Here is a 15,110-nt window from a genome sequence, read left to right on the forward strand (position 1 = left end):
TGCCGGAGACCGGTCGCAGCCGAGCCGTGGCTGAAGGGCAGCCGCCCGCGCGCCCTGCGTGGGTTCCAGGTGGGATCGCGGCACCGGAGTCGTCGCTCGCGGGAGGTTATCGCTGCGGTACCGATTCGATCAGAAGATCCAGCTGGTGCAGCATCAACTGCCGCGCGTCGGCTCCGAACAGGGCGAGACGGCGGGTGTGCGCGAGCAGCAGGATGCCGGAAGCACAGGCGAAGATCCCGGCGACCACTCGGTCGGCTTCCTCGGCGGGGGCGCCGAGCGCGGTGACGCTCTCGGCGATGGGGGCCAGTGCGTCGAGCAGTTTCCGGTTGAGTGCCCGGTCGAGTTCGTCCGACAGCCCCCTCGGCTCGATTCCCCCGCCGAAGAGATAGAACCCCATGTCCATATCCCGTGGGTTCTTGTCGTAGAAATCGAAGTAGGCGAGCCCCGCACGCCGGAGCCGGTCACGGGAACTCGCTCCGGCTTCCGCTGCACCCCGGATCTCCTGTCCCAGGCGATCCAGTGACTTCTCGAGTGCGGCCGCGTAGATGTGCTCCTTGCTGGGAAAGTAGGCGTACAGGGCGCCGGCGACATAACCGGCCTCTTGCGCGATCGCCCGCATGCTCGCACCGCGTAGCCCTTTGGTGGCGAAGACGCGAAGCGCGGCGTCCAGGACGCTCGCCCGTTTGATCTCGGTCATCGCCTCGCGTACGTCGTCTCGGGCACTGCGCGACATGAAGAGCCTTCCGTCTCGGGTCCGTCATGCTACCTTGATTGAACAGCGTTCATGGAGTATGAACAGTGTTCAAAAGGAGCGGGTTGCGGATGGACAGCGTGGGTTTGAGTGACCGTGCGGTGGACTACACCGCGCGGTTCGGCCGGTTCCTCGAGCAGGAGGTCGCGCCGCTCGAAGAGGACCTTGCCGCGAAGCGGGCCGGCACCCCGTGGCAGCCGCATCTCGACGAGGCGGGCCGGATGCACCCGGCGGTCTGGGCGGCCCGGCGGGAGGTGCAGCGCCGGTCGGCGAGGGCCGGGCTCTACCAGCCGCATCTCGGCGCGCACGTCGGCGGCGGCGGATTCAGCCGGGTCGAGATGCATCACGTGGAGGAGTTCGTCTACCGGACCGCGGGGCTGGGGCTCGGGCTGGCCGCGCTCGGCTGGACCGAGAGCGGCAATCCGGCGCTGGAACACGCGTCGGGGCCCGCTCGCGAGCGGTATCTCGACCCCCTGATGGCCGGGGAGGTGACCACGGCGTTCGCGAACACCGAGCGCAGCGTGGGCACCGACGTGCTGGCCATGCAGACCCATGCCCGGCGGGACGGCGGCGACTGGATCGTCAACGGGCAGAAGGCGTGGATCACCAACGCCCATTTCGCCGACTTCTTCCAGGTGGTCGCCGTCACCGAACCGGGTGCGGGCACCCGGTCGCTGTCGATGTTCCTCGTCGATGCGGACGCACCCGGATTCTCCAGGGGGCGCGACATCCCGACCATCCTCGGCGACGGTCTCACCGGCGAACTCGAACTCAGGGATGTGCGGGTCCCGGCCGAAAACGTCGTCGGCGAGGTCGGCGACGGCTTCGCGCTCGCCATGTCCTGGATCAACTGGCGGCGCGTCACCAGGGGCGGCATGTGCGCGGGATGGTCCGGATGGCTGATGGACCGGGCACTGGAAAGGGCCACCCGCCGGACGGTCAGCGGCCGTCCGATCGCCGATCTCCAGGTCATCCAGCACCTGCTGGCGGACATGGACGCGGACCGGTTCGCCGCGCGTGCGGCGTCACTGGTCGCGCAAGAGCGCCTCGACGCACTCGGCCCGTTCGCGATTCCGCTCAGTCCCGAGGCGCCGCGCCTGATCAGCCTCATCAAGCTGATCAACGACGAGGCGTTCTTCCGCGTCGTCGACCGCGCTGTCCAGATCAATGGTGCGGTCGGGCTCATCCAGGGATCTCCCGAGGAGAAACTCTTCCGCATCGCCCGGAACCTGCGGATCCCCGCGGGAACCTCGGAGATCCAGCGCAACTCGATCGCCCGTCGGCTGCTGCGTGAGCACGAGGGGCCGGCGGCATGAGCAGTGCGACCGCCGCGCGCCTGACGCAGTATTCCCCCGGCGGTGGCTGCGCCTGCAAGATGCCGCAGGGTGTGCTGGCGGACCTGCTGTCCGGACTTCGCTCGACCGGTGCCGCCTCGGCGGGCCTGCGGGTCGGGCTCGACCCCGCCGACGACGCGGCGATCTACGACCTCGCCGGACTCACCGACCGTTCACTGGTCCTCACCTGCGACTTCATCACTCCGGTGGTGGACGAGCCCCGGGACTGGGGCCGGATCGCGGCGGCGAACGCGCTCTCCGACGTCTACGCGATGGGGGGACGGCCGCTGCTCGCGCTCAACCTGGTCGGCTGGCCGGGCACCCTGGACCCCGGGCTGCTCGGGCAGGTCGTGGCGGGCGGCGCCGAAACGCTCGGGGCCGCGGGTGCCGCGCTCGCCGGCGGCCACTCGATCAGCGACCCTGCTCCCAAGTACGGGCTGGCGGTCGTGGGCGAGGTGCCGCGGTCCGCGATTCTCCGGAAGGGCGGGGGAAAACCCGGCGACCTCCTGGTACTGACGAAGGCACTCGGGGTGGGGGTGGTGAGTACCGCGATCAAACGGGGCGGCGCGGACTCCGCCGTGGTGGCCGCGGCGGTGCGGTCCATGTGCCGGCTGAACGCCGATGCGGCGGCGACCGCGAGCAGGTTCGGCCTGTCGGGCGGTACCGACGTCACCGGCTTCGGGTTGATCGGGCATCTGCACGAGATGGGAGTGGCAGGCGGTGTTTCGGCACGCATCGACGCCGGCGCGGTCCCGCTCCTGCCCGGGGTGCGAGAACTCGTCGCTCGTGGCTTCGGCCCCGACGGCAGCCGGGTGACTTTGCGTACCGCACTGGACCGGGGTTGGTTCCGGCCGGGAAACCTCGACGCGGACATGCGGCTGCTGCTCGCGGACGCGCAGACCTCGGGTGGCCTGCTGCTCGCCGTGCCGCCCGCGACCGCCGACGACGTCGTTGCCGACCTGCGCCGGAAGGGCGAGGTGGTGGCGAGCGTCGTCGGGGAGCTGGTCGAGGGCAGCCCCGGGCTCGTCTCGGCCGAGGCGGTCCCCCGATGAGCGACGCGACGGCCCCGGAATCCGCGGGCAGGGCAGGCACCGAAGCACTCGCCTGCGTCACCGGCAGGTTCCAGCCGGTGCACAACCAGCACCTCGAGCTGATGAGGATCGCCTTGTCCGGCGCCGATCATCTGCTCGTGGGGCTGACCAACCCGGACGCGGGTACCCGTCGCGAGGAGCCGTCCTCGGCGCACCGGCACACCGAGGACGGGAACCCGTTCACCTTCTTCGAAAGGTCACGGCTGATCACCGCGGCGCTCACGGCAGACGGCTGGGACGGCCGTTTCACCATCGTCCCGTTCGATTTGTTCCGGCCGGAATCCTGGTACGAGTACGTGCCCTCGCATGCCCGGCATTTCGTTCGTTCCTACTCCGCATGGGAGGAACGGAAAGCCGGGTTGCTCGCCGACGGCGGCTACCTCGTCGAACGGCTCGTCGGAGAGCCGGACGGGCGGATCAGCGGCTCGGACATCCGGGCCAGAATCGACCGCGGGGACCCCTGGGAAGAGCTGGTCCCGCCGGCCGTGGTGGCGCCGCTGCGTGCGCTGGCGGCAGCGCGCCGCGGCGCCGATTCCGCCGGGCGGCCGCGATGAGTCCCCTCGCCTACGGCGAAGCCCAGCCACGTCCGGTCGACGACCGCATGCCGATCGTCCTGGTCGTCCTCGACGGGCTCGGCGACCGGCCGATCGCCGAACTCGGCGACCGGACGCCCGCCGAGGCCGCGTGGACGCCGAACCTCGACCGGCTCGCGGCAGCCGGCGCGACCGGATGGCACCTTCCCTTCGGCTGGGGCCGCGCCCCCTCTTCGGAACTCGCGCACTGGTCGATGTTCGGATTCGGCGACGTCGTGTTCCCGGGGCGCGCGGTGCTGGAGGCGCTCGGCGCCGGACTCGATGTTCCTTCCGGGGTCGCGGTCAGCTACGCCGCACTGCGTCCGGCATCCGTGCGCTCGGACCGAGTGTGGATCACCGGGCGGGCGAAACGGGTTCTGGACGACGAAGACGCCGCAGCGCTCTACCACGAGGTGGGCCCAGTCCTCGAAACCCACGGTTTGGCCGCGCTTCCGGTCGGGCGGCAAGGGGAGAGCGTCCTCGTCGCACCGGAGGACGCCAGCGGCGCGGTGACCGATACCGACCCGTTCTTCGAAGACATCCACCCGTGGCTGTATCCCGTCGAGACGCTGCCGGAAGGCGCCCCGTTCGCGCGGCGCCTCGCACGGGCGCTCCCGGACGTCCGCGCGGTCCTGCTCGGCAGCGAAGTCAACGCGGCCCGGCGGGCACGGGGGATTCCCGCACTGGACGTGCTGACCACCAAATGGTCGGGCACCCGCCGGCAGGTCCCCGGGTTCGCCGACCGCGCCGGGGTGATCGGGGCGGCGGTGACGAGCACGCCGCTGTATCGGGGTCTCGCCACGCTGCTCGGCATGCCCTTCACCCACCTGCGTGCCGAGGCCGACCCGGCGGTCGACCTGCGGCAGCGCATCGCCGCCGCCGAGCAGCTGATCGCCGACGGCGCGCGTTTCGTGCACGTGCACTCGAAGGCCACTGACGAGGCCGGGCACACCAAGGACCCCTACGCCAAACACGACACGCTCGAAGCCGTCGACCGTGGCCTTGGCGGGCTCCTCGGCCTCGCGGACCGGGCGGTGGTGGCGGTGACCGGTGACCACGCCACCCCGTCCACCCACGGCCTCCTGCACGCCGGCGAGCCGACCCCGTTGATCGTCGCCGGCCCGACGGTGCGGGCCGACGAGGTGACCTCCGCCGGCGAGCGGGCGACCCGGTACGGCTGGCACGGCCGGATCAGCGCGGACGACCTCCTCCCGCTGCTGCTGAGCTACGCCAACCGCCCCGCGTTCCTGGGCCATCGCACCACCCCGGTCGGAGCACACGCGCTGCCCGACGCGCCGAAGTGCATGCCCGCCGGTCCCGAGCCGCACCGCTGACAACGCCGATCCACCGCTCGCGAACCCGTCCGGCCTGCCGGGCGACGAAACCTGCTCTGCCGCACGAGGTCAAAGGAGACTGTTGTGACCAGCGCTTCCCCCGTTCTGTCCTACACCTCCGGCGTCGCGGACGTCCCGCTGCTCTACCAGACCATCGGCCAGAACCTCGACCACACCGCTGCGCTGCACCCCGGCCGCGACGCACTGGTGGAGGCCGGCACCGGCCGTCGCTGGACCTACCGGGAATTCCGCGCGGACACCGATGTTCTCGCACTGGGCCTGCTCGACGCGGGCGTCGGCAAAGGAGACCGGGTCGGGATCCTGGCCCCGAACACGGCCGAGTGGACGCTGCTGCAGTACGCGACGGCGAAAATCGGCGCGATCCTGGTCACCATCAATCCGTCCTATCGCACCCACGAGCTGCGCTACGTGCTGCGCGCGGCGGGGATCTCGCTGCTGGTGGCCGCGCGGGAATTCAAGACCTCCGACTACGCCGGAATGATCGACAGCATCCGCGGCGACTGCCCGGACCTGCGCCGGGTGGTCCTGCTCGGTTCGGCCGGCTGGCGCGCCGTCCTGGCGGCCGGACGGGCGGCGGACCCGGCCAGGCTGTTCGCCGCGCAGGCCGGACTGTCCCCGGACGATCCGATCAACATCCAGTACACCTCCGGTACCACCGGAGCACCGAAAGGTGCCACACTGTCGCACCACAACATCCTGAACAACGGTTTCTCGGTCGGCCGGATCTGCGGCTACACCCACCTGGACCGGGTCTGCATCCCGGTGCCGTTCTACCACTGCTTCGGCATGGTGATGGGCAACCTGGCCTGCACCTCCCACGGTGCCACGATGGTCATCCCCGGCCCCGGTTTCGACCCGGTGGCCACCCTCGCCGCAGTCGCCGGGGAACGCTGCACGTCGCTCTACGGGGTGCCCACGATGTTCATCGCCGAACTCAACCACCCCGGCGTCGGCACCTTCGATCTCTCCGCACTGCGAACCGGGATCATGGCCGGTGCCCCCTGTCCCGTCGAAGTCATGAAGCAGGTCGTCTCCCGGATGGGGATGCACGAAGTCACCATCTGCTACGGCATGACCGAGACCGCACCGGTCGCCACCCAGACGCGCGTCGGTGATTCCCTCGACCAGCGGGTCTCCACCGTCGGGAAGGTGCACCCGCATCTGGAGATCAAGCTGATCGACCCCGGCACCGGGCTGACCGTGCCCCGCGGCGCGCCCGGTGAGCTGTGCACCCGCGGCTATTCGGTGATGCTCGGTTACTGGAACCAGCCGGACAAGACCGGCGAAGCCATCGACGCCGCCCGCTGGATGCACACCGGCGACCTCGCCGTCATGGACGCCCGCGGCTACGTCACCATCACCGGCCGGATCAAGGACATGGTCATCCGCGGTGGCGAGAACCTCTACCCCCGCGAAATCGAGGAGTTCCTGCACACTCATCCCGATATCGTCGATGCCCAGGTCGTCGGAGTACCGGACGACCGCTACGGCGAGGAACTGTGCGCCTGGGTGAAACTTCGGGACGGCGCCGAGCAGATGACCGCGGAGAGTCTCCGGGCCTTCGCCACCGACAAACTCGCGCACTACAAGATCCCCCGCTACCTGCTGGTCGTGGACGAGTTTCCGATGACCGTCACCGGCAAGGTCCGCAAGGTCGAAATGCGCGAGCAGTCCGTGCGGATGCTGGCGAACGGATGAGGGAATCTGCCTGGACTTGCTCATTCGGCGGGTTTCCGGGGGCGAAAGCATCCCGCTCGAACGTGACGGCTTCCGGCCCCGGTGGCAGCACCCAGCTCCGTGCCGTGGGTGTCTCAGCGAAGCGCGTCGATGGGCCTACCGGCTTTTGACGCGGTGGCTTTTGACGCGGTGGCGGGCACTCGGCGGAGCCGGTTGCGGCTCGGGCTTGTCCGCGGCGCGAGGCGCGGTGTCGATGACGCGGGTGAGCAGTTCCTTGAGGGTGGTGAGTTCGGCGGGGCTGAGTTCCGCGGCGAGGTCGGCGTCGAGAGCGGAAACCCGGGTGTCGGCGCGTTCGAACAAGTCACGGCCGTGTTCGGTCAGCGTGAGTTCGATCAACGTGCGGTGCATCGGGTGCGGAGCGCGCCGGATGAGGCCGCGAGCCTCGAGCCGGCCCACCGTGCTGTTCATCGTCTGCGGGGTGACCTGGCACTGCCGGGCCAGTTCGGCGGAGCTGATGCCCTCGTGTTCGCTGATGATGGTCAGCGCCGCCTGTTGTGCCGGCGTGATGCCGTAGCCGCGCAGCACTTGCTCCTTTGCTTGCTGCGTGGCTTGTTCCGCGCGCTTGATGTAGGCAAGCAACCGCGCCGTGTAGTGCACCATTCGCCCAGCTTAGCGAACGTTCTGCCGAGCGCAGGCGCGCTTCTGTATGACTGCATACTGACTCCTGTCAGCATGCTGATAAGATGCGAGCGATCCTCCTCCGACGGAAGGCAAGAACATGACCGACGTTGTCCGGCAGATTCCGAGTATCAGTGGTGCGGCGGCCCGGCGGGTGCTGCAGGCGGCCATCGCGGCGGCGGAAGCCGCGGAGCAGCCTTCGGCGATCGCGGTGGTGGACGCGAGCGGGAACCTCAGCGCATTCGCCCGGCTGGATGGTGCGGCCCTGCAGGCCGCGCAGCTCGCCCAGGACAAGGCCTACACCGCGGCCGGGTTCGGCCTGCCCAGCGGCCAGTGGCACGAGTTCCTGCAGCAGGACGCTCCTCTCGCGACCGGCGCCCCGACCGGGATCGACCGGTTCGTGCCCTTCGGCGGCGGACTCCCGCTGTCAGTAGCGGGGCAGGTGGTCGGCGGCATCGGCGTGTCCGGCGGACACTGGAGCGGCGACGACCAGATTGCACAGGCCGGTGCCGCCGCGATCGAGGCGGCGCAGTGACCGAGCCACGGCAGCGCTGTTCGTGAGGTGCTCGGCCACCGGATGGCGTGGCGTCAAGACGACGGCGCCGTGGCGACGGCCGGAGAAATCGGCACACCGGTGCCGATCGTGGGCAGTGGTCCGGCCGAGAGTCGCCGATCAGGCGGTGACAGCCGGATTCCCGCCGGACCACCCGCCCGGCACCTGGTACTGCGCTGCGCCAAACGGTTCGGACGCGGCCGCGATCCGGTGCCAGCCTACCGCAACCGCACGACCGAATTGAGCACGGAAATGCGGTCCGCGGCAGGTCGCCGGCACGGACCCACCGTACGCCGGCGCGTCCGGCGGAAAGTCCATAATGGACTTGTCCGGCGCCGGATGCACGCTGCTGCGCTTCACTCCCGAGGTGACAAGTCGGGGCCGCTACCGCAAAAACCGATGCACCTGCGCGGGCGATCGACGTCGGCGAACAGGCCATCGTCGCGCTCTACGAAGGTGAACTCGTTCTGGTACGCCCGGAAACGAGCCCACGAGGCTCGAAGCAATTGTCATGCAAAATCTGGCACCACGTTTTTCCCGCAACCCTCGCGCCGGCCCTATTCCGGTGAGCACGATGGGGAAATTTTCGGCGAGGTGCTCCAGCCGCCCGGTTCGCGCATCGCAGCTGTTCGGAGCGCGGGGTGCTCCAGCGTGGTGAGTCGTCGATCGGCTGCCGTAGCCGGAGAGGGCGTCGTCGGCGGTCTTGATCCAGACGAACGGCTCGGGGCCGGCGTACCACTCGCTGGTTCACTGCCGACCGAGTATGCCCCGGCTCCGGATTCCGCGGGCTTCGTGCGCTGCGGCCCGGGAAATCGCCGGCCCGCCTGGTGGATCGCACCGGGGAAGAAGAGATGTTCTGCACCGCCGACGCGGTCCTGCCCCGCACGCGGCCCCGGTCTGTTGCCGGACGCGGTGGGTCGGCGTCGGTCAGCTTGTTGAGCTCGTCATCGGATCGTCACGGGTGTGCTGGTGGCCGTGGGGGGCTGTCGATGGTGGTGAGTCGTCGATCCCGCCTCCGTCACAGGTGGGCGCCGGCGCGCAGGTAGTGCAGGGTGTGGCCGAGTTCGGCGCTGAGCGACAGGTTCGACCCCGGCCGCGCCGAACGCTCCAGTACCAGGCGGAGTGCGGTGACGATGACCGCGGCCGTGCAGCGTGCCTGGTCCTCGTCGAGATCGCCGTGCGCGCGATCCTGGATCACCGGGGCAAGTGCCTCCTCGACGGTGCGCAGATCGTCGAGCCAGCGGGCGCGGAGCGCCGGAACGGTGATCAGCAGGTCGATGAGAACGTGGACGTTCTCTGGGCCCGCGCAGATCGACGACGTGTCGTACGCGCGTTCGACCGCTTCGACAAGGGGTTCCCCGGCAGGCCGCTCGGCCAGCCGGTCGGCCAGTCGTGCGGTGCCGGTCGCCACGATCGGCGAGAGCAGCTCGTCTTTGGTCGGGAAGTACCGGTAAAGCGTGCGGAGTGACACCCCCGCCTCCTCGGCGACTGCGTCGAGCCCAACGGCGTCGTAGCCGTGCCGGACGAACAGCGCAAGGGCGGCTGTGGCGATCTCGAGTCGGGTCTGGCTCCTGCGCCGCTGGTTGAGACTGTTGCGCTCCATGGTGCAGACCCTACCGTGTCACGACGTGCCGTGTTGACAAATTTTGCCAATCTGGCATTGTTAGTCAGTAGGAGCGGAGCCCGCTCCGCGGCCGCTCCGTCGGACGTGCCCCGGCCGTCGGACGCGGCGGACCTGCCGGTGCCGGCCGTCGGCACGTCAACGGCACTGAGTCTTTGCGATGGGATTTGGATGGTGAATGTCATGGAGGCACCGGAGGGTGTGACCGCACAGGAGCACGGGGCCGCGCGCATCGTCGTCGACGAACCCCGCTGTATCGGGGCCGGTCAGTGCGTGATGGTCGCCCCGGATCTGTTCGACCAGCGCGACGAGGACGGGATCGCGGTGGTGCTGCGCGACGAGCCGCGCTCCGACGAGCTGCCCGCGGCACGGGAGGCCGCCGCACTCTGCCCGGCCGCGGCGATCCGGCTCGTGCGGGGGAGTGGCGCATGAGCGGGGACGGCGTCCTCGTCATAGGTGCCGGAGCGGCGGCCCTCGGGGTGGTCGAAGGGCTGCGCGAGCAGGGCTATCAGGAACCCATCGATGTCGTCGGTGCGGAGAAGTGGTCTCCCTACGACCGGCCACCGTTGTCGAAACGCGTTCTCGACGGCCGTCTGACGCCGGAGCAGACAGAGCTGCGGCCGTCGGCGGATCTCGGTCGCCTCGGCGCTCGATGGCTGCTCGGCCACCGCGTCGTCGGGCTGGACGTCGACGCGCACGCCGCCGAACTCGACGACGGGAAACGCCTCCGGTGGTCGAGCGCCGTCGTGGCGACGGGGCTGGCTCCCCGGCTTCCCGGCTTTGCGCGCGGGCTGGACGGGGTGCACGTGCTGCGCACCCTCGACGACGCCCTTGTGCTGCGGACGGAGATGCTGAACGCGCGCGGGATCGCGGTGGTCGGAGCCGGCGTCCTCGGCTGCGAGATCGCCGCCACCGCACGCGGCATGGGGCTCGAGGTCGCCCTCATCGACAAGGAACCGGCGCCGATGTGGTCCCGTACCGGCCATGAGCTGGCGGCAATGCTGGCCACGCTGCACACCCGGCGCGGCGCGAAGCTGCACACGGGTGTCGGGGTGGCCCGGCTCGAAGGCGATGGCGGGCGGGTGCGCGAGGTGGTCCTCGCCGACGGCACCCGCATAGACGCCGACCTGGTGGTTGTCGCTCTCGGGTCGGACACCGCGACAGATTGGCTTCAGGGCAGCGGTCTCACCGTCGACGACGGCGTCGTCTGCGACGCGCACTGCCGAGCTGCTCCGGACGTCTACGCGGCAGGCGACGTCGCACGCTGGTACCACGAGGGCCTGGGCCGTCTGGTCCGGCGCGAGGACCGTACGAACGCCTCCGCACAGGGGCTCGCCGTCGCGCGGCGCATCCTCGGCGACACCCGGCCCTATGCGCCGATGGCCAGCTCGTGGACCAATCAGTACGACGTCTCCCTGCATTTCGCCGGTGAATTGGTCGGCGAGAACCCGGAGGACACCGCGCTCACCGTGGTCAGCGGGAACCCCGGCGAGGGCAAGTTCGCGGCCACCGTTGCGGCCGGCGAGCACGTCATCGGCGCGGTCGGCTGGAACGACCCGCGCGGCTTCCGCGCGGCCCGTGCCGCGATCGGGCGCCCGTCCAGCACCGCCGCATGAGTTTCCCGGACAGCCACACCTGATGGAGATACCGATGAATGCCACCCCGCTCACCGCCCCGTCCTCGAACCGGGATCCGGCGCACCCGATCAACCCGGCCCCGGAATTCGCCCGGCTTCGGGCCGAGAAGCCGGTCATGCAGGTCCAGCGGCAGTTCCCGGACGGTCAGCTGCTGACCACCTGGTTGATCACCAACCACGAGTACGTGCGTGAAGTGCTGGGCAGCCCGCACACCAGCAACTCGTTCAGCTCGGGCGACAACGGGACGTCGCAGCCCGGATTCCTGCTGTCGCTCGACCCGCCGGACCACACCCGCATCCGCAGGATGCTCACCCGCGAGTTCACCGTGAAGCGGATCAACTCGCTGCGCCCGCGGGTCGAGGAGATCGTCACCGGGTTCCTCGACGACCTGGTGGCCGCCGGGCCGCCTGCCGACCTGATGCAGCACTTCGCCCTGCCGGTGCCGTCGCTGGTGATCTGCGAGCTGCTGGGGGTGCCCTACGAGGACCGGGCCGACTTCCAGCGGCGCAGTGACGTGCTGCTGGACCCCACCGCCGGGCCGGACCGGCAGCGGGAGAACAGCCGCGAGATGAACGACTACATGACCGAGCTGATCGCCCGGCACCGCACGAACCCCGGTGACGACATCCTGGGCATGCTGATCCGCGAGCACGCGGACAACCTCACCGACGAGGAGCTGCTGGGGATCGGCAACATCCTGTTGATCGCAGGGCATGAGACGACCGCCAACACCATCGGGCTGGGGACCCTGCTGCTGACGCAGCATCCGGATCAACTGGCCATGGTGCGCGACGACCCGGCCGTGCTGCGTACCGCGGTCGAGGAGATCCTGCGGTTCCTCTCGATCGTGCACTCCGGTTCACCCCGGCTGGTCACCGAGGACATCACGATCGGGGGCGTGCAGATCGCGGCCGGGGAGCTGGTCGTCGTCTCGCTGCCCTCGGCCAACCGCGACCCCGAGTTCCTGCACGACGCGGACGTCTTCGACGTGCAGCGGGCGCCCGGTCCGCACCTGACCTTCGGGCACGGCATCCACCAGTGCCTCGGGCAGCAGCTGGCCCGGATGGAGATGTCGGTGGCCTTCCCGGCGCTGCTGAACCGGCTGCCGGACCTGCGGATCACGGCTCCGGAGTCGGAGCTGACCTTCCGGCCGCTCGGACCGGTCAACGGGGTTCGGGCGCTGCCGATCACCTGGGGATGAATTCTCGCTCAGCTCGGCATTTAAGTACCCTTAATCGAGGGAAGGAGCCCGAGTTGATCAGTGGCACGGACGCTGCACGGCTGCTGCTGCGGGGCGTCGTCGGCGGCACGATGATCGCGCACGGTGTGCGGCACGCCCGCACCCTGAACGGCACTGCCGGATCGTTCTCCTCGGTCGGGTTCCGACGCCCCGGTGCGCAGGCGGTGGCGAGCGCAGTCGTGGAGATCGGTGCCGGTACCGCACTCGCGGCCGGGGCTGCGACACCGTTGGCGGCCGCCGCGGTGGTCGGCCGCGATGGGTGTCGCGGCGCGTTCGGCCCACCTGCGGAACGGATTCTTCGTCCCGGACGACGGTTATGAGTATGTGCTGAACCCCGCGGCCGCGTCCGTGGCGGCGGCTGCACCCGGACCCGGCCGCTTCAGCGTTGACCGGGTCTTGGGGTGGAACCGGCGGCCGGACGGGCGGCGAGGGGCTGCGCTGGCCCTCGGGCTGGGGCGGCAGCGGCCACTGCTCAGCTCGCGGCATTCTGGCGTCGCCCGAAGCCGTCGGCGGTGCCGGACCGGGAAGACGCCGGGCATGCCGGATGAGGGCTCGTGCGCCGGGAACGGAGCCCCGGCGCCGGTGCCCGGTTCTCGCCGGGCGACCCAGATCGAGCCTTTGTAGTATACTCTTATACGAGTTGGCCGGATCCCCGGAGGTTGCTGCAATGAAGCTTCGCGTTGGCCAGATGCTCGCCAGCACGGTCGATACCACCACGGTGGCCGTCGTGCGGTGCACGGGCGACGACCTGGAGATCACCTGTGGTGGTGCGGGCATGGTGGATCCCCGCGGCCCCAAGGCCGACACCGCGGGCACCGCGGGCACCGCCGGCACCGCGGGCACCGCCGGCCCCGCCGAGACCGCGGGCACCGCCGACCCGGCCCAGATGGCCGGATCCCGGCTCGGCAAACGCTATGCCGACGAGGAGCTCGGCATCGAGCTCCTGTGCACCAAAGCCGGCGAGGGCAGCCTCGCGGTCAACGGCACCCCGTTGCGGCTGAAGGACGCCAAGCCGCTGCCCGCCTCCGACTGAGCCGGGGCTGAGCCATGAGTATCACGATGCTGCTGGACATGGTGGCCGACAGCTGCGCTGACCGGGTCGTGATCGGGTCAAGGCAGGACGGGCTGACCGCTGCGCGCTTGCGCGAGCTCTCGCTCGGTGGCGGGCAGGTGGTGCGCGAGGCCGGTGCCGACGCCGTGGTGTACCTGGCGGTCAACGGTCCGGCCTTCCCGGTGGCGATGTTCGGGGCGGCGCGGGCCGGGGTGCCACTGGTGCCGGTGAACTACCGGCTCGGGCGCGAGCAGCTCGATGCCTTGCTGGCCAAGCATCCCCGTGCGCTCGGGATCGCCGAACCCGGGCAGGCCGAGCCGCTGGTCCGGGCCGGGCTGCCGGTGTTCAGCCCGGCGGAGTGGCTGGCCGCCGCGGCGGCCAGCCACTCCGCCGGCAACGGCGCCGGGGAAGAGCCGGCCGACCCGGACAGCACCGCGGTGCTGATCTACACGAGCGGCACGACATCGGTCCCGAAGGGTGTGGTGCTGCGCCACCACAACCTGGTCTCCTATGTGGTCGGCACGGTGGAATTCGCCGCTGCCGACGCGGACGAGGCGGCGCTGATGAGCGTGCCGCCCTACCACATCGCGGCCGTGTCGAACGTGCTCACGAACCTCTACGGCGGGCGCCGGACACTGACCCTGGAGCAGTTCAGCCCGGAGGGATGGCTGGAGCTGGTGCGCGAGCAGGCCGTGACGAACGCGATGGTGGTGCCCACCATGCTCGCCCGGATCATGGATGCCGACGGCGTCGACCGGTCGGTGCCGTCGCTTCGGGCGCTGGCCTACGGCGGGGCGAAAATGCCGTTCCGGGTCATCGAGACCGCGCTGCGGGAGTGGCCGCACGTGGCGTTCGTCAACGCCTACGGGCTCACCGAGACCTCTTCGACCATCTCGATACTCGGGCCCGACGAGCACCGAGCCGCGATCGCCAGCGACGACCGCCGGGTGCGCTCCCGGCTCTCCTCGGCAGGCCGTCCGGTGCCGGGGATCGAGATCGAGGTCCGCGACGAGTGTGGCGAGGTGGTGCCCGCGGGCACCACAGGGCAGATCTGGGTGCGCGGCGAGCAGGTCTCGGGCGAGTACGCCGGGCAGGGCTCGGCGACCGACGAGCGCGGCTTCTTCCACACCCGTGATCAGGGCCGGCTCGACCTCGACGGCTACCTCTACCTCCAGGGCCGCGTCGACGACACCATCATCCGCGGGGCGGAGAACATCGCGCCCGCCGAGATCGAGGACATCCTGATGCGCCACCCCGACGTGCTCGACGCCGTCGTGGTGGGCGTTCCCGACGAGGAGTGGGGGCAGCGCATCGAGGCCGTGGTCGTGCCACGGCGCGGCGCCGAAGTCGACGTCGAGGTGCTGCGAGCCACCGTCCGGGAAGTCCTGCGGGGTTCGAAAACCCCGGACCGGATTGTCTGCTGGCCCGAGCTCCCGCGCACTACCACCGGCAAGCTGTCCCGGCGCGAGATCGTCGCTGAGCTGCGCAGCTGATCCGGACACTCGATCGGCCACGCCGAGGAGCGGTCCACGCAGGGGGGCGGACTTCCG

15 protein-coding genes are annotated in these 15,110 nt (G+C 70.3%); 12 read left to right on the forward strand and 3 right to left on the reverse strand.

Features of this window, described 5'->3' with window-relative positions:
* Positions 1–106 precede the first annotated feature (106 nt).
* A complete protein-coding gene (locus tag ABD793_RS03540) occupies positions 107–733 on the reverse strand; it encodes a TetR/AcrR family transcriptional regulator (RefSeq protein ID WP_344855193.1) in 627 nt (208 codons plus the stop codon).
* Positions 734–822: 89 nt separating this feature from the next.
* Here ABD793_RS03540 and ABD793_RS03545 point away from each other — a divergent pair, with 89 nt between their 5' ends.
* The 5 genes from ABD793_RS03545 (at position 823) to ABD793_RS03565 (ending at position 6,801) form a co-directional block, all read left to right on the forward strand.
* Positions 823–2,067, forward strand: coding sequence for an acyl-CoA dehydrogenase family protein (locus ABD793_RS03545; protein ID WP_344855195.1), 1,245 nt, complete (start codon positions 823–825; stop codon positions 2,065–2,067).
* The gene (gene selD / locus ABD793_RS03550; RefSeq protein WP_344855197.1) at positions 2,064–3,137 is read left to right on the forward strand and encodes a selenide, water dikinase SelD; all 1,074 of its coding nucleotides are present in this window, start codon (positions 2,064–2,066) and stop codon (positions 3,135–3,137) included. The genes ABD793_RS03545 and selD overlap by 4 nt, the downstream gene beginning before the upstream one ends.
* Positions 3,134–3,730: a cytidyltransferase gene (locus tag ABD793_RS03555; RefSeq protein WP_344855199.1), complete on the forward strand. Its 597-nt coding sequence runs from the start codon at positions 3,134–3,136 to the stop codon at positions 3,728–3,730. Before selD ends, ABD793_RS03555 begins: the two co-directional genes overlap by 4 nt.
* Entirely contained in the window at positions 3,727–5,082 is a 1,356-nt protein-coding gene (locus ABD793_RS03560; RefSeq protein ID WP_344855201.1) for an alkaline phosphatase family protein, read from the forward strand. Before ABD793_RS03555 ends, ABD793_RS03560 begins: the two co-directional genes overlap by 4 nt.
* An 84-nt stretch (positions 5,083–5,166) precedes the next feature.
* Entirely contained in the window at positions 5,167–6,801 is a 1,635-nt protein-coding gene (locus ABD793_RS03565; RefSeq protein WP_344855203.1) for an AMP-binding protein, read from the forward strand.
* A gap of 135 nt (positions 6,802–6,936) precedes the next feature.
* Here the strand turns inward: ABD793_RS03565 and ABD793_RS03570 are convergent, their stop codons facing one another.
* The gene (locus ABD793_RS03570; RefSeq protein ID WP_344855205.1) at positions 6,937–7,440 is read right to left on the reverse strand and encodes a MarR family winged helix-turn-helix transcriptional regulator; all 504 of its coding nucleotides are present in this window, start codon (positions 7,438–7,440) and stop codon (positions 6,937–6,939) included.
* A 118-nt stretch (positions 7,441–7,558) separates the two neighbouring features.
* Here ABD793_RS03570 and ABD793_RS03575 point away from each other — a divergent pair, with 118 nt between their 5' ends.
* On the forward strand, positions 7,559–7,993 hold the full coding sequence (locus ABD793_RS03575; protein ID WP_344855207.1) for a GlcG/HbpS family heme-binding protein: 435 nt from the start codon (positions 7,559–7,561) through the stop codon (positions 7,991–7,993).
* A gap of 1,036 nt (positions 7,994–9,029) precedes the next feature.
* Here ABD793_RS03575 and ABD793_RS03580 read toward each other — a convergent pair.
* Positions 9,030–9,614, reverse strand: coding sequence for a TetR/AcrR family transcriptional regulator (locus ABD793_RS03580; RefSeq protein ID WP_344855209.1), 585 nt, complete (start codon positions 9,612–9,614; stop codon positions 9,030–9,032).
* A 201-nt stretch (positions 9,615–9,815) separates the two neighbouring features.
* Here ABD793_RS03580 and ABD793_RS03585 point away from each other — a divergent pair, with 201 nt between their 5' ends.
* The 6 genes from ABD793_RS03585 to ABD793_RS03610 all read left to right on the forward strand — a co-directional run bounded on the left by ABD793_RS03585 (position 9,816) and on the right by ABD793_RS03610 (position 15,053).
* Positions 9,816–10,064 carry a ferredoxin gene (locus tag ABD793_RS03585; RefSeq protein WP_344855211.1) on the forward strand — a complete coding sequence of 83 codons (249 nt, stop codon included), beginning with the start codon at positions 9,816–9,818 and terminating at the stop codon, positions 10,062–10,064.
* On the forward strand, positions 10,061–11,248 hold the full coding sequence (locus ABD793_RS03590; RefSeq protein WP_344855213.1) for an NAD(P)/FAD-dependent oxidoreductase: 1,188 nt from the start codon (positions 10,061–10,063) through the stop codon (positions 11,246–11,248). Before ABD793_RS03585 ends, ABD793_RS03590 begins: the two co-directional genes overlap by 4 nt.
* Before the next feature lie 34 nt (positions 11,249–11,282).
* On the forward strand, positions 11,283–12,470 hold the full coding sequence (locus ABD793_RS03595; RefSeq protein ID WP_344855215.1) for a cytochrome P450: 1,188 nt from the start codon (positions 11,283–11,285) through the stop codon (positions 12,468–12,470).
* A gap of 53 nt (positions 12,471–12,523) precedes the next feature.
* Complete coding sequence (locus tag ABD793_RS03600) at positions 12,524–12,829, forward strand: DoxX family protein (RefSeq protein ID WP_344855217.1); 306 nt, start codon at positions 12,524–12,526, stop codon at positions 12,827–12,829.
* A gap of 347 nt (positions 12,830–13,176) precedes the next feature.
* A complete protein-coding gene (locus ABD793_RS03605; protein ID WP_344855219.1) occupies positions 13,177–13,542 on the forward strand; it encodes a hypothetical protein in 366 nt (121 codons plus the stop codon).
* A 14-nt stretch (positions 13,543–13,556) separates the two neighbouring features.
* Complete coding sequence (locus tag ABD793_RS03610; RefSeq protein WP_344855221.1) at positions 13,557–15,053, forward strand: class I adenylate-forming enzyme family protein; 1,497 nt, start codon at positions 13,557–13,559, stop codon at positions 15,051–15,053.
* Positions 15,054–15,110 lie beyond the last annotated feature (57 nt).

The sequence above is a fragment of the Amycolatopsis ultiminotia genome (assembly GCF_039536925.1).
Taxonomy (GTDB): Bacteria; Actinomycetota; Actinomycetes; order Mycobacteriales; family Pseudonocardiaceae; genus Amycolatopsis; species Amycolatopsis ultiminotia.